This window comes from Acinetobacter sp. YH12049, assembly GCF_013419875.1.
Classification (GTDB): Bacteria; Pseudomonadota; Gammaproteobacteria; order Pseudomonadales; family Moraxellaceae; genus Acinetobacter; species Acinetobacter amyesii.
Window position 1 is genome coordinate 37,329 of the sequence record NZ_VOZH01000009.1, and the last position, 14,492, is coordinate 51,820.

The following is a 14,492-nucleotide window of genomic DNA, read 5'->3' on the forward strand; positions in this document are numbered from 1 at the left end:
GTTGAATTCTTCTTTTTGGCTTTCACATCACTTTAGGATTCAAGTGAATAGGAACATCAATACTGGATCATTTTTGCTAAGCTAACTTTTCGCAGCCGCTGAGATGCTGCTACACTCAAAATGCAATCTATAAAAAATTTTAAGCTCCATGATCACAATTGAATCCAAACTGCCTGCCCAAGGTGTGACTATTTTTAGCGTTATGAGTGCAATGGCGCAGCGTCTAAATGCACTGAACTTATCTCAAGGTTTTCCTGATTTTCCTGCACCTCCAGCACTGTTAAATGCGCTAAGTGATGCGACGCAACAGGGTTTTAACCAATATGCACCCGGCGATGGACTGATGCATTTACGTGAGCAATTGGTCCAACTGTTTGCCCATCGAGACCAATTAAATATTGACCCTCACACCGAAGTGACCATTACCCCGGGTGCAACCATTGGTATTTTTAGTGCCATTCAAGCCGTGGTTCATGCGGATGATGAAGTGATTATTTTTGATCCGAGCTATGATAGTTATGCGCCCAGTGTAAAATTGGTTGGGGCTCATCCCATTCACATTGCCTTAGAGACGCCACATTTTACTGTGGATTGGAATCGTGTTGCCGCTGCAATTAACCATAAAACCCGGATGATTATTGTCAATACACCGCATAATCCAACAGGTGCTATTTGGGGGCGTGAGGACTGGCTCAACTTAATCGAACTGATTCAAGATAAAAATATTATAGTGCTGTCGGATGAGGTCTATGAGCATTTAATTTTTGATGGTCGTCAGCATCTATCTGCTTTGTCATTTCCTGAGCTGCGTGAACGCAGTTTTGTCGTGGGCTCATTTGGTAAAACCTTTCACGTCACAGGTTGGAAAACTGGTTATTGCATTGCAGCGCCAGCCTTGATGCAAGTGTTTCGCCAAATCTATCAATTTGCCAATTTCTGCGGTGTTACACCTGTACAAATGGCATTGGCTAACTTTATGGCAGAACATCCTGAGCACATTGCTGAATTGGCCGATTTTTACCAAGCCAAACGTGACCGTTTCAATGCCGGCTTAAGCCACTCTAGATTTGAGTTGATTCCATCAGCAGGCACCTATTTCCAAAACCTAGATTACAGTGGCATACGCCCAGATTTAAGCGATGTGGAAATGTGTCAGTTGTTGGCAGAACAACATAAAATCGTGGCGATTCCAGTCTCAGTGTTCTATCAAAAACCGCCGGAAAATTTACGCTTATTACGTTTCTGTTTTGCCAAACAAGATGCCACCTTAGATCGAGCTGCAGAGATCCTCTCCGCGGTTTAAAGCAGTATCTGCCCAAACGTTTTTTTAAAACAGACATGTAGAAATAATGAAGCCTTGGTTACTCAAAAACTAAGGCTTTTTTGAATGCAAACATGATAGTGTTATCAGTAACTTAAAATCATAAAAAGCCGCGTCTAGGACCTGAGCATGTCAAAACAACAGTCCCTCGTTACTCAGCAAAATTTATGGAAAACGTTTTTAGTTTTTCTGGTGCCTTTGATCGCCACCAATATTTTGCAGAATTTATCTGGGACCATTAATACCATTTTTGTCGGTCAGATGCTTGGGGTGCATGCCATTGCAGCCGTCGCGGTATTTTTCCCAATTTTGTTCTGTTTAATGGCTTTTGTGATTGGACTATCGGCAGGTGCAACCGTGTTGGTGGGTCAAGCTTGGGGCGCGCAAAACCTTGAAAAAGTTCGTACCGTCGTGGGTTCCACGCTGTTTATGACCTTGATTGGTGGCAGCATCATTGCCTTTTTAGGGGTGATATTTGCCAAGCCCATTTTATTGGCCTTAGGCACAGCCCCAGACGTGATGCATTTATCTTTGCCTTATGTGCAATGGATGCTTGCGGGTAGTCCACTGCTCTTTATTTATATTATTTACACCTCGATTTTGCGTGGGGTCGGTGACAGTACAACACCGCTGATTGCGTCAGGTATGACCATTGGTTCAGGGCTGATCATTACACCAGTACTAATTGCAGGAAAATTTGGATTTCCAAGTTTAGGTATTATTGCCCCTGCCATTGCCAGTCATATCGGCTTTTTAATTGCCTTGGTGTTTTTATATTTCTATTTAAAAAAGAAAGATCACCCGCTCAAACTCGACTTCGAGTTGATTCGTCATATTCGCCATCAACATGATCTCAGCAAAATTACCTTAAGACTGGGGATTCCAACGGGTATTCAGATGGTCACGACCTCTGTGGCTGGTCTCGTGATTGTCGGTTTAGTTAACCGCCATGGTGCTGATGCTACTGCTGCATATGGCGCGGTCAATCAGGTTTTGAACTATATCCAATTCCCGGCCTTGTCCATCGCGATTGCAGCTTCTATTTTTGCCGCGCAAGCCATCGGTTCGGGTCAATCTGAACTAATTAATCGCGTGAAACGTACGGCCATCGGGATGAATTTCATTATTACTGGTATTTTGGTGGCATTGGGCTATTTGTTCTCTAAATATTTAATGGCGCTGTTTATTACAGATCCTGAAGTTGTGGTTCTCGGTCAAGAATTGCTGTTCATTGTGCTTTGGTCGATTTTATTTTTTGGTGCCAGTGCGATTTTTGCTTCCATTATGCGGGCCAGCGGAACAGTGACCGTGCCGATGATTATTAATATTATGGCGATTATTTGCATTGAAGTGCCGTGTGCCTACCTATTCAGTGAATGGTGGGGCTTAAAAGGTATTTGGTATGCCTATGCCTTGGCCTTTGTCAGCTTATGTATCTTACAAGGGCTGTATTACCAACTGGTATGGAGACGAAAAGCCATCAAAGTATTGCTATAAGGTTCGCTTATAAAGTCTAAAGCCGATACATACTTTTAGGGTTTACATATGGAAAACCTTGTACAGATTCATACATAAAGTTTGCCGTTAAACTGCTGTTTATTTTTCAACATTTGGTTTTATATCCTGTTGATTTATCTACACTTAAAACACAATAGATTTAAAAGTTGCATATTTTCAAACAATTACAGTTTGGCATAGATTTTGTTCTTATCCCTTTTATCTTTTAAGAATAATTGGGATGAGAAATTTTTTATGTCTAAACGTCAAATAAAGCTTGGGGCTTTTATTCCAACCACCTCACAGCATGTCGCGGGTTGGCGTCACCCCGAATCGCGCCCACAAGATCATCTCAATATTGATTATGCAATTGAACTGGCAAAAACCGCAGAACGTGGTCTATTCGATGCCTACTTTCTTGCCGATGGTCTGTCTGTCCGTTGGAGTTCTGCTGTCGAAGGTGAGAAGGGTTTGGGCGATAAAGGCGTTGGCTTTGAACCCGTCACATTATTTGCTGCCCTTTCGGCTGTGACGCAAAATATTGGCTTTATTGCCACAGCATCCACGACTTATGAAGACCCTTATATTTTGGCGCGTAAATTTGCCTCTTTAGATCATATTTCTAAAGGTCGTGCTGCGTGGAATGTGGTAACGACAGCCTCTGCCGATGCCGCAAAAAACTTTAACATTCAGCAGCACCCTGAACCCAAAGAGCGTTATGAACGTGCCGATGAATTTATTGAGGTGACTCAAAAACTTTGGGACTCATGGGAGGATGATACCTTCCATTACAACAAAGAAACCGGGCAATTTTTTGATGCCCGCAAACAACATCAGCCCAATCATCAAGGTCAATATTATCAAGTACTGGGTGCACTCAACGTCTCTCGCCCACCGCAAGGCTATCCGGTGATTGTTCAAGCAGGACAATCTGAAGATGGTCGTGAACTGGCCGGTAAATATGCCGAAGTGATCTTTACTGCACAACAGAATTTAGCAGATGCGCAAGCCTTTTATCGTGATGTCAAAAACCGCTTAGTGAAATATGGCCGCCATGCAGATGACCTGAAAATTATGCCGGGCGTTTCGATTTTTGTTGCCAAGACAACTCAAGAAGCCCAAGAAAAATATGACTTTTTAAATAGTTTAATTCACCCAGAAGTGGGTTTAAGTTTATTGTCTGCTTTGGCAGGTGGCATTAATCTGGCCAAATTTGATCTAGATGCCCCTTTCCCGAAAATAGAAGATGCAGACATTAATTTCTCCAGTCGTCAGCAGATGATGATTGATATTGCCCGGAAGCACAATTTTAGTATTCGTCAGCTCTATCAATATATCGCTTCAGCCCGTGGACATTGGACCTTGATCGGCACGCCGGAACAAGTCGTAGACCAACTGCAGGAATGGTTTGAGAATGACGCTGCCGATGGTTTTAATGTCCTACCGCCAACAACACCTGCGGGGTTAAATGACTTTGTCGATCTCATCGTTCCTGAACTGCAACGTCGCGGTCTATTCCGAACAGCCTACGAAGGCACGACTTTACGTGAAAACCTCGGTCTAAAACGCCCTGAAAATCAATATGTGCTGAAGAATCAACAGGTGCAGGCCTCTTAGTAAATTTTTACAGTGTTTTTATTAACCCATCTCTAAAATGCCTCTTCCGAGGCATTTTTTCTATCTGAGTTAGGCCATCTGCACAAAATCCCTTAATTTTATTATGTGTTTATATATAAACAGATAAGTTCTGCAAGATTTTGGATGATGCATCCACAACAAGCGATTAATTTCTCTGTTGATTTTAAAACAGTAAAAACTTCAAAATAAAATAATAAATTGTTTTATAACAATATTTTAATTGGCATAAACATTGTAATACCCCCTAGTGAACAATAACATTTACAGAGTTTATTTATGTAAAAACGTCAAATCCGCTTAGGGGCTTTCGTACCGGGGACTTCGCAACATGTGGCAGGTTGGCGCCATCCGCAGGCTCGCCCACAGGATAGTCACAATTTAAAATACTTTATTGAACTGGCAAAGACCGCAGAGCGTGGCTTATTTGATGCCTATTTCCTTGCGGATGTTCCCGTCACCGTCGATCCTGATACAACACCTGATTTGGGGCTGAATGGCACCTTCTCTGCCGGGCTCGAACCGGTATCCCTATTTTCTGCACTTGCAGCGGTAACCGAACATATAGGCTTTATTGCCACAGCGTCGACCACCTATGAAGCACCTTATAATTTAGCGCGAAAATTTGCCTCTTTAGATCATCTGTCTGAAGGTCGGGCGGCATGGAATGTGGTGACCACTTCTGGCAGTGTGGTTTCAAAAAACTATGGCATCAATGATGCGCTGCTCCCCAAAGAACGCTATGAACGTGCGGATGAATTTATAGAAGTGGCACAAAAGCTTTGGGACTCTTGGGAAGATGATGCCTTTGAATACAATAAACAGACTGGGCAATTTTTCACGGGCGATAAACTGCATCCACCTCGCTTTAAGGGTAAGCATCTTGCGGTACATGGTGCATTAAATATTGCTCGTCCACCACAGGGCTATCCCGTGATTGTGCAAGCAGGTCAGTCTGAAGATGGTCGTGAACTGGCCGCCAAATATGCCGAAGTCATTTTCACCGCACAGCAAAAATTAGAAGATGCCCAAGCCTTTTATCGTGATGTAAAGTCGCGTCTTATCAAATATGGTCGCCATGCCGATGACTTAAAAATCATGCCGGGTGTGTCGACCTTTGTTGCACAAACTGAAGCCGAAGCTCGGGCAAAATACGATGAATTAAATGCATATATTCATCCGACTTTGGGACTGAACTTACTCAAACAATTGGGTGGTTTTACTGAAGACCTGTCGCAATTTGACCTCGACCAAGCGCTGCCAGAACATTTAACACAGGCGCAAAATGGCGCAAGCCGTCAACAACTGATTTTAGAGATTGCCCGTAACAATAATTTTACCATCCGACAACTTTACCAATGGGTTGCAAGCGCACGTGGGCATTGGACACTGATCGGAACACCCGAACAAATAGTCGATCAACTACAAGCGTGGTTTGAAAATGAAGCGGCGGATGGTTTCAATATTTTGCCACCAACCACACCTGCAAGCTTAGATGATTTTGTGGATTTGGTTGTCCCTGAACTGCAACGTCGTGGTCTATTCCGCACGGCTTATGAAGGCAAGACCTTACGTGAAAACTTAGGTTTAAAACGACCTGAAAACCAATATGTTTTAGAAAAAAGACATACCTCTCAAGCCTCATAAACCAACGCTTGATAAAACTGAAAAACAAATGCCCCAACAGGGGCATTTTTATGGACTGATATTAATCCAACTTAAGCGATGATCATACTGACCTATATTTGATAAGCCTAAAAAAGCCCTGAATTCAGGGCTTTTAAAAGTTTAGGTGATGGTCAATTCAGACTTACCATGCAAATTTATAATCGGCAAATCGGTGAGATAAAGGTTCAGGCAACTGATCTTTTACTGGATCACTAAAGTCAGTCAAAATGTCATTTTTAATATTGGTCAGACGGACATCTTCGCGTTTACGCGGATGGGCTAAATGAATATCTACAATACGTTTAATTCGTCCCGGATGTGGCTGCATGACCACTACCCGATCACCCAAAAATACCGCTTCTTCGACATCATGGGTGACAATAATCATGGTGATTTTTTCACTTTGCCATATTCGCTGTAATTCATCCTGTAAATTTTGCCGCGTCAACGCATCAAGTGCGCCAAAGGGTTCATCGAGCAGTAAAATCTGTGGTCGATTCACCAAACTACGGGCAATCGCTACACGTTGATTCATCCCACCAGACAACTGCGAAGGATAAGCATCTTTAAATTGGGTTAATTTGACCAACTCTAAATGTTCATCAATCAATACATCTTCTTCTGCACGGCTAAACTGGCTTTTATGCAATGCAATCCGTACATTTTCCCGTACCGTCAACCATGGAAACAGGCGATGATCTTGAAACACGATACCACGTTCCAAACTCGTGCCCTGTATAGGCTGACCATCAACCAAAATCTGGCCCTGAAACTGACGCTCTAGACCAACCAACAACCGTAATAATGTGGATTTTCCGCAGCCACTACTTCCCACAATACTGATGAACTCACCCGGCTGAATATTCAGGTTAATGTCCTCAAGTACGGTTAAGTCTTCTTGCTTTTGTGTGGGATAATGTTTCGTTAGCTGCTGAATAGAAACCGAACCAGCTTGTTCTACGCTCATATCATTATTCTCTATTTGTGCTGACAAACTTTGCTGGACTAAACCTTAAAGTTTAGCCAGTGACACTTCCGTCGATTTAATTAACACCACCACCTCTGAACCTACTTTTAAATCTAAATCCTTCACCGAACGCGTCGTGATCACGGACGTAAAAAAACCCGCTTTGGTTTCCACATCAATTTCTGAAACCACTGGACCTTCTACGATTTCATTAATCACGCCTTTGAATTGGTTTCGCACATTTACTGAAGTAATCGCCATTTTAATTATGCCTTTTGTTATTAAGAGAGCTTTACTATAAAACAGTTCAATCACTTGCTATATCTTGATTTATCCTTTAGTTATCCCGATTTTATTTATCTTAAAATCAGATAAATAATCCATACATGAATTTATCGATGAAACTGATATTTAAATATCGAATTATTATTTATCTTTTATTTTTAAATCTTTCATCATGATCTGCATTTTCAACAACTATAAGAAACGATATGTCTATTTTGACCCACCCTGCAGTGCCCTCTGCACTGAAACATAAACGGGCAACAGCGACGGTCTTTGCAGACCCGTTATCGCAAGCGTTGTTGTCACGAATTGAACAAATTGCGCCAAGTGAGGCCAATGCACTCATCATTGGTGATACAGGCACAGGTAAAGAATTGGTTGCACGCCAAATCCACCAATTGAGCCATCGTGCCAAAGGTCCATTTATCGCAGTGAACTGTGGTGCCTTTACCGAGTCATTAGTCGAAAGCGAATTATTTGGACATGAAAAAGGAGCGTTTACAGGGGCAATTAATAGCCGTGTCGGTTGGTTTGAAGCAGCCCATAATGGCACCTTATTTTTAGATGAAATTGGTGATCTGTCCTTACAAATGCAAGTCAAATTACTCCGTGTTTTACAAGAAAGAGAGATCGTTCGAGTCGGCTCCCTCAAATCCATTCCGATTAATGTTCGGATCATTGCCGCAACCAATGTCGATTTGGAGCATGCCGTACAGGACGGGCGTTTCAGGGAAGATTTATTCTACCGCTTACATGTGGCGTTGCTACGTATTCCACGTCTCGCAGAGCGTCGTGGTGACATTTTGCCTTTGGTTAAACACTTCATTCAGGTCTATCAAACCAATCCACATGACACACCATTACGCCTCAGCCAACTGGCTCTCAAAAAACTCAGTTTACATAGCTGGCCGGGCAATATTCGCGAATTAGAAAATACCATTCAACATGCGATTTTAGTCAGTGAAAAAGGCGTAATTGAACCGGAAGATATTAGTTTTTCGAGTATTCAAAGTACATCGTCGTTTTCACGTGCAGAACCGTTTAACTTACAAAATGCCACCTCGGCTGTAGCCAATATCAAGGATATTCAAGATGCTGGACAGTTACTTGAGCAGACCTTTTTACAAATTTTTCAAGCCGCAAATCAACTCAAGCAAGACAATATTAATGAGCTGATTGAAGAAAAATTTATCCGAAGTGCGTATCAACACTGTCAATACAATCAAGTGCATACGGCTCGTTTGCTTGGAGTGACACGCAACGTCATTCGCACTCGCCTAATTAAATATGGCTTATTATAAATAAGTCATATTTTTTATTATCTCCACATTAAAATAATAATTCAGACAAAAATTCCAATTAAATATTCATCTACATTATTCTTTATTCATTGCATTATTTTAAATATAAAAATCAGCAATAAAAAAACCTCGGTATAAAGCGAGGTTTTTATTTATTTCCTATTTCATTTAGATTATTCCACAGGGTTACGTTTCCATGCTGTAAAGTATTTTTCTAGTCCAATCAAGAAGTAGTTGAAGGATAAACCCACGAGGGTAATGACTAATATGCCTACAAACATTTGTGGAATTTCAAAGCTAAATTGCGAATAAATAATCAGATATCCCAGACCTGCTTTGGCACCAAACATTTCTACTGCCACTAAGGCCAAAATCGAAATCGCCCCTGCCAGACGGATACCGACAAAAATCGTGGGTACGGATGCAGGTAGAATCACTTTTCTGAACAATTGATAGGGTTTTAGGCCCATGGTTCGTGCCGATTTAATCAGTAAAGGATCGACCGTTTGTACGCCTGTAATGGTGTTCAATAAAATCGGCCATGTGCATGCATACACCAACAGACTGATTTTTGAGGTTTCACCAATGCCTAAAAATAAGATGAACAGCGGCATTAACGCCAGTGCTGTGGTATTCCGAAACAATTCTAACAATGGATTTAAGGTTTCAGCCACGAGCTTGTACCAACCAATGATGAGACCCAATGGAATGGCGATCGCTAGGGCCAAAATGAAACCAATAATGGAACGCTGAATACTGGCCAAGAAATGGATGCCTAATTGCCCGCTTTGATATAGCTGCCATGTGGTTTCTAACACCACAGATAGCGGCGGTAAAAAGGCTGGATTGACCACACCACTCCGCGGCAGAATCTCCCACAGCAAGAAAAAAGCCACAATGGCAATGGTGCGTTTAAAGACCGTGTTTAACCATGTGAACTGTAGTCGGGGTTTAATGTCGTTATAGGTTTGCGTATAACTGATGGCTTGTTTAGTCGATGACATAAATAAATCCTCTGAATATTTTAGTTATGTGCAAGCTGTTTATGTTTTTCGAGGGCTTGCGCTTTAATCACTTCTTCACTGAGCAATGACCAAATTTTGTGGCGAATTCGGCCATATTCAGGCAATGAACGGACATCTTCACTAGAACTGCGCAGGCTTTGCGGAATTTCAATCACTTCCTTAATCCGCCCCGGTCTTGATGTCATAATCGCCACACGCTGACTCAGATAAATCGCTTCATCAATACTGTGAGTAATAAAAACGATGGTTTTTTTCGAGCTTTTCCAGATATTGATCAACTCGGCTTGCAAGGTTTCTCGGGTTTGCGCATCCAAGGCAGCAAAGGGCTCATCCATTAATAAAATTTCTGGTTCATAAGCCAAACTTCGGGCAATCGCAACCCGCTGCTTCATCCCGCCGGAAAGCTCATTTGGATAATGCTTTTCAAAGCCACTTAAGCCTACAAGCTGCAAATAGTATTCGGCTTTTTCACGGCGTTCTTTTTTTGCTACGCCTTTGGCTTCTAGACCAAATTCAATATTTTCCAGTGCGGTTAACCATGGATAGAGCGCATATTGCTGGAACACAATGCCACGGTCTAAACCCGGTTGAGTAATCTGCTTGCCACTCAGTAAAATCTGCCCTGCCGAAGGTTTGGTTAAACCCGCAATTAAGTCTAATAATGTAGATTTTCCGCAGCCACTTGGCCCCACGATTGAAACAAATTCACCCGGCTGAATATCCAAAGTGACATTTTCTACGGCAACAAATTCAGGCTTATAGTTTTTACTGCCGACATGGTTTTGTGCAGGAAATACCTTACGCACGTGATCTAAATGTAATGCACTGGTCATTGTTATATTCCTTTTGATTTTTGGTCGTTCGCATAGGGATTAAATTCATTGCTATAGATGCGACTGACCTCAATTTGATTTGGTTTTAATTTGTGTTCTTTTTCTAAGGCACTCACCCATGGGGCAAAATCCTGATCTTTTTGCACACCACCCACTTCGTGGACACCTGTGCCTGTGTAATATGGAATCAGTGCTGTATTTTCATTGCGTTGACGTTTTTCAATAATGCTTTCCATACGGGCAATGATTTGCTCTTTCGGCGTGTTGTGTAGCCATTCCTGAGCTTTGGCCACGCCACTGACAAAAGTACGAGCCAACTCAGGATGCGCTTGAATAAACTCTCCACGCATCGAAAAACTGCCTGCGGTAAAGGGCCCGTATAAATCAATATCTTTAAAGATGCTACGTACACCACCATGTTTTAAGGCCCGTTTTTCCAAAATGCCTGAGAACACCGCAATATCAATTTGACCATTCCGTAGAGCTTGTTCTGAGCTCACTGGTGGCAACATAATCAGCTCAACTTGTCGGATTTCATCGTCAGTTAAGCCATGACGAGCCAAATAGTCTTTCACCACAAAGTCATAATGTGCCCCGTAGGCATTCACTGCGACTTTCTTGCCAATAAAGTCTCGTGGGCCACGTATAGGACTATTTTCTAGCACGTAGAAACCCACGTTTTGTTCAGCATCACTGCCATAAGAAGCCACTACGGGAACGACATCTAGACCCGCGGCAATAACTTTCACCACAGCGCCATTAAAGGCTCCAGCGAAATCAACATCTCCTGCCACCAAGGTGAGTAAATCTTGTGGCCCACCTTGTACTGTGCCGACATAACTGAGTTTAATGTCGCCTAAATAGCCCAAGTCTTGTGCCAACTCAGGCAAAGACACCAGTCCCGGATAGCTTTGATAGCGTAGTTCTTTTAAAGCCATTTGCTGAGGTTCATCCACTTGCTGCGTGCTGCAACCAACCAAGGCTGTGCCACCGACCAATGCTGCAAGGAACATATTGCGCCAGAGTTGAGGAATGTTATGGATTGTCATTTTTTTCATTGTTGTGTTCTCCTATCCAACCTGCTGCCAAGCTAAAACTTTACGTTCAACCCAAGTCAGTACCGTATTGAGCAACACGCCTACAGCACCAATCAGCAACATGCCAAAAATAATCAGTTCGACATCAAAAGCCTGACGCCCTTGAATCACGATATTGCCCAGACCATTGCCATAGTTCGCCAATAAAAATTCAGAGCCAATAGTGGCAAGCCATGCGAAAATCAGCCCAAGTTGTAAACCGACAAAAATCTGAGCCGAAGCGCCGGGCAAAATCAATTTACGAAACGCGTAGGCCTTGGGAAATTGATAGACTTCGGCCACTTCACGATATTTATGCGAAATACTGCTCACACCTTCAAAGGTGTGTAGCGCCACGGGATAAAACACCGATAAGGTAATAAACAGCACTTTGGCGCCGTGTCCCTCACCTAAAAAGGTCGAAATTAGTGGCAACCATGCAAACAGCGAAATTTGACGCAATACATGAAAGCTCGGTGCAAATAACCAATTCGAAAGGCGTGAACTCGCGATCAAGATGCCAAACAGCACACCCGCTATCGCACCTAGGCCATAGCCGATAAAATTTCGTGCCAAACTTTCGCCAAAGCCTGTCAAAAAGCTCGGTTGTTGGAGCACGGTCACAGCTTTTTGCAGCACGAGCCATGGACTAGGAATCAACTTTGGATCAACCCAATTTTGCTGTGAAGCCACAACCCACAGTGCGATAAATGCCACAGGTAGAACGAGTGCTTTTGCTGCTTTAACTAAGACTTGGTGCGCTGCCCCGTGTAATGAAAGAATGCTCATGAGTTGCCTCCTACTCGGGTTGCGTGAAAGCGTGCCGTTTTTTCTAACCAAGCCAGAAAGGTATCTAAGACATAGCCCGTAATACCAATCAGGATGATCGCCATGAAGATTAAGTCCATCTGCATTAGCTGACGTCCCCACACCATGAGATAACCAATTCCTTCACTACTTGCTAATAACTCGACAAAAACCAATGCCAACCACGCCTGCATAATGCCTTGACGTAAACCACTGATCACACTGGGTAGTGCAGCTGGGAAAATCACTTCTTTGAGTTTCTGCCAATTGCTGTATTGGTAAACCTCTGCCACTTCCATCAAACTATTCGGCACATGAGTAATGCCCTTATAGGTTGCAATCAACAGCGGTGGTAACACAGCCAATGAAATAGCGGCAATCTTCAAAGCCTCATCGATGCCTAAGAAAATCATCAATAATGGAATCCAGCCAACTATGGGAAATTGCGCAACAAGATTCACCGTAGGAAAAATAAAGTCCCGACTACGTTTTGCCAATCCCAACACTGTGCCAAGCAAAATCCCGACACTGGCGCCAAGCAAGACACTCCATAAAATACGTTTGGCACTAATGGCAAAATGAAAACTCAATTCACCGCTTTGCCATAATTCGACTGTGCTTTGCCACACCAGACTCGGTGCAGGTAAAATCTGCTCAGGCAACCACTGTTTAAGTGTTGCCACATACCATAGACCGAACAACAAAACTGGCATCAGGAGTCCACACGCCACTTGCAAAGTTAGTTTTAAATAGGTCTTAAAAAAATCCAACGCACTTCGGTCACTTTGCAAGGGAACCGAATGTGCAGATACATCCGTAAGGCTCATAATTCTTGTCCTTTTACGCTCTGTTCTGAGACATCAGGTTTTAAAAATTGAATAAATTCCTGATCTTTGCTGATCAAAATAATCAGACCAATAAACACCAGCCCGATCGGTAAAAATAAATTTTGTAGTCCAACCTGTGCACCAAATACGGCGCCTATCAAGCCACCCCACAGTCCACCCGAAGGTCCGACGAGGGCTAAAATTGGAGAAATCTTAGCCATCGCGGTTTGCTCACCCACTCGGGCGAAAGACATAAAATTGGCGATATGCAACATACCGAGTCCAAGTCCAAACATGACCGAAGCAGGCCACATCAACAGCGTGATTTTGGTTAAGGCTAAAATCAGTAATGCCGTTGCCATCAGGCTTAGGCCAATCAAATAAAACTTTTGATAACCCATCAGCTCAGCCAAACCGCCCATGCTAAATAGCGATCCCACAAAGACGATGCCTTGTACGGTCAGCAGCATCACCGCCATTGGCTCTGAAAGTGCAAAACTTTGGATAGCAATCACCACAATGAAAAAGCCAAAGTAGTTATTTGCCACGCTGCTCAAAAATTCCAATATGCAGACAATCCGCAGTGAGGCATGGGTTTTGATGAGTGCCAAAGGCGCCACAATATCTCGCCATTGAAAATGCGGGCGATTCGTCGCTTGTGGAGTGCTACGTTGAAAGCACCACGGAGCCAACAGCAAGGTGCCTAAAAAAAGCAAAGACACCACATAAAAACTTCCGCCATAGCCGAAATGCTCGATCAACAACACGCTCAATGCAGGCGCAATCAGGAAATATCCCATCATGTGCGAACCGCGAAACCAACCCGCACGGGCTGGACCTAAACGTTTTAAGTTGCTCAAAAAAACGGTATTGATCGAAACAAAGCGCATGGGTAAGACAAAACTTACTAAGGCTGTGACTGCAAAGAGATACCATGCACCGGCTTTGAGTGGCGTTAAGCTATACACCACGGCGCCCAACACACTGCCGATGCAGAATATTTTCAAAGATCCAGAGCGCTGTACCAACACACCAATCGGCAATGCCATGATCAAAATGCCAAAATTTTGCGCTGCAGAAATTAGCCCCAATTGCAATTCGGTGGCTTCTAAATGCACGGCATACAAGGAAATTAATACCCGTGCGACACCCACACCCAGTCCAGCCAAAATCGTGAGCAGCACAAAACTGCTCATAAATTTGGTGGTTAATGGACTGGCAATTACATTGCTTTCAATCGGACGACTCAT

Annotated in this window: 13 protein-coding genes; 5 read left to right on the forward strand and 8 right to left on the reverse strand. The window is 43.1% G+C overall.

Annotation, left to right across the window (positions count from 1 at the left end; translation table 11 throughout):
• Positions 1-148: 148 nt before the first annotated feature.
• The 4 genes from FTU05_RS05425 to FTU05_RS05440 all read left to right on the forward strand — a co-directional run bounded on the left by FTU05_RS05425 (position 149) and on the right by FTU05_RS05440 (position 6,100).
• The gene (locus tag FTU05_RS05425; RefSeq protein ID WP_180164487.1) at positions 149-1,303 is read left to right on the forward strand and encodes a methionine aminotransferase; all 1,155 of its coding nucleotides are present in this window, start codon (positions 149-151) and stop codon (positions 1,301-1,303) included.
• Between the two features lie 147 nt (positions 1,304-1,450).
• Positions 1,451-2,818, forward strand: a complete 1,368-nt coding sequence (locus FTU05_RS05430; protein WP_180164489.1) for an MATE family efflux transporter — start codon at positions 1,451-1,453, stop codon at positions 2,816-2,818.
• A gap of 255 nt (positions 2,819-3,073) precedes the next feature.
• Positions 3,074-4,435: an LLM class flavin-dependent oxidoreductase gene (locus FTU05_RS05435; protein WP_180049457.1), complete on the forward strand. Its 1,362-nt coding sequence runs from the start codon at positions 3,074-3,076 to the stop codon at positions 4,433-4,435.
• Between the two features lie 312 nt (positions 4,436-4,747).
• Positions 4,748-6,100: an LLM class flavin-dependent oxidoreductase gene (locus tag FTU05_RS05440; RefSeq protein ID WP_180164541.1), complete on the forward strand. Its 1,353-nt coding sequence runs from the start codon at positions 4,748-4,750 to the stop codon at positions 6,098-6,100.
• 163 nt (positions 6,101-6,263) lie between these two features.
• Here the strand turns inward: FTU05_RS05440 and FTU05_RS05445 are convergent, their stop codons facing one another.
• Both FTU05_RS05445 and FTU05_RS05450 read right to left on the reverse strand, forming a co-directional pair.
• Positions 6,264-7,088, reverse strand: a complete 825-nt coding sequence (locus tag FTU05_RS05445) for an ABC transporter ATP-binding protein (protein WP_180164491.1) — start codon at positions 7,086-7,088, stop codon at positions 6,264-6,266.
• A 45-nt stretch (positions 7,089-7,133) separates the two neighbouring features.
• Complete coding sequence (locus tag FTU05_RS05450; protein WP_067765474.1) at positions 7,134-7,349, reverse strand: molybdopterin-binding protein; 216 nt, start codon at positions 7,347-7,349, stop codon at positions 7,134-7,136.
• A 230-nt stretch (positions 7,350-7,579) separates the two neighbouring features.
• Here FTU05_RS05450 and FTU05_RS05455 point away from each other — a divergent pair, with 230 nt between their 5' ends.
• Entirely contained in the window at positions 7,580-8,674 is a 1,095-nt protein-coding gene (locus FTU05_RS05455) for a sigma-54-dependent Fis family transcriptional regulator (protein WP_168378817.1), read from the forward strand.
• Positions 8,675-8,847: 173 nt separating this feature from the next.
• Here the strand turns inward: FTU05_RS05455 and FTU05_RS05460 are convergent, their stop codons facing one another.
• From FTU05_RS05460 to FTU05_RS05485, 6 genes are read right to left on the reverse strand one after another with little or no spacing between them, the layout of a single operon-like run.
• Positions 8,848-9,678, reverse strand: a complete 831-nt coding sequence (locus tag FTU05_RS05460) for an ABC transporter permease (protein WP_078191495.1) — start codon at positions 9,676-9,678, stop codon at positions 8,848-8,850.
• Between the two features lie 20 nt (positions 9,679-9,698).
• The gene (locus FTU05_RS05465; protein ID WP_078191496.1) at positions 9,699-10,532 is read right to left on the reverse strand and encodes an ABC transporter ATP-binding protein; all 834 of its coding nucleotides are present in this window, start codon (positions 10,530-10,532) and stop codon (positions 9,699-9,701) included.
• 2 nt (positions 10,533-10,534) lie between these two features.
• Complete coding sequence (locus tag FTU05_RS05470) at positions 10,535-11,590, reverse strand: ABC transporter substrate-binding protein (protein WP_257230088.1); 1,056 nt, start codon at positions 11,588-11,590, stop codon at positions 10,535-10,537.
• A 12-nt stretch (positions 11,591-11,602) separates the two neighbouring features.
• Positions 11,603-12,397 (reverse strand): ABC transporter permease, encoded by a 795-nt coding sequence (locus FTU05_RS05475; protein WP_180164493.1) that lies wholly within the window; start codon positions 12,395-12,397, stop codon positions 11,603-11,605.
• A complete protein-coding gene (locus FTU05_RS05480) occupies positions 12,394-13,242 on the reverse strand; it encodes an ABC transporter permease (protein WP_168378821.1) in 849 nt (282 codons plus the stop codon). Before FTU05_RS05480 ends, FTU05_RS05475 begins: the two co-directional genes overlap by 4 nt.
• Positions 13,239-14,492, reverse strand: coding sequence for an MFS transporter (locus tag FTU05_RS05485; protein ID WP_180089700.1), 1,254 nt, complete (start codon positions 14,490-14,492; stop codon positions 13,239-13,241). The genes FTU05_RS05480 and FTU05_RS05485 overlap by 4 nt, the downstream gene beginning before the upstream one ends.

Coding starts and splice junctions, on each gene's coding strand:
- FTU05_RS05425 (WP_180164487.1), top strand. CDS start 149: ATGATCACAATTGAATCCAAACTGCCTGCCCAAGGTGTGACTATTTTT.
- FTU05_RS05430 (WP_180164489.1), top strand. CDS start 1,451: ATGTCAAAACAACAGTCCCTCGTTACTCAGCAAAATTTATGGAAAACG.
- FTU05_RS05435 (WP_180049457.1), top strand. CDS start 3,074: ATGTCTAAACGTCAAATAAAGCTTGGGGCTTTTATTCCAACCACCTCA.
- FTU05_RS05445 (WP_180164491.1), bottom strand. CDS start 7,088: ATGAGCGTAGAACAAGCTGGTTCGGTTTCTATTCAGCAGCTAACGAAA.
- FTU05_RS05450 (WP_067765474.1), bottom strand. CDS start 7,349: ATGGCGATTACTTCAGTAAATGTGCGAAACCAATTCAAAGGCGTGATT.
- FTU05_RS05455 (WP_168378817.1), top strand. CDS start 7,580: ATGTCTATTTTGACCCACCCTGCAGTGCCCTCTGCACTGAAACATAAA.
- FTU05_RS05460 (WP_078191495.1), bottom strand. CDS start 9,678: ATGTCATCGACTAAACAAGCCATCAGTTATACGCAAACCTATAACGAC.
- FTU05_RS05465 (WP_078191496.1), bottom strand. CDS start 10,532: ATGACCAGTGCATTACATTTAGATCACGTGCGTAAGGTATTTCCTGCA.
- FTU05_RS05470 (WP_257230088.1), bottom strand. CDS start 11,590: ATGAAAAAAATGACAATCCATAACATTCCTCAACTCTGGCGCAATATG.
- FTU05_RS05475 (WP_180164493.1), bottom strand. CDS start 12,397: ATGAGCATTCTTTCATTACACGGGGCAGCGCACCAAGTCTTAGTTAAA.
- FTU05_RS05480 (WP_168378821.1), bottom strand. CDS start 13,242: ATGAGCCTTACGGATGTATCTGCACATTCGGTTCCCTTGCAAAGTGAC.
- FTU05_RS05485 (WP_180089700.1), bottom strand. CDS start 14,492: ATGAGTCGTCCGATTGAAAGCAATGTAATTGCCAGTCCATTAACCACC.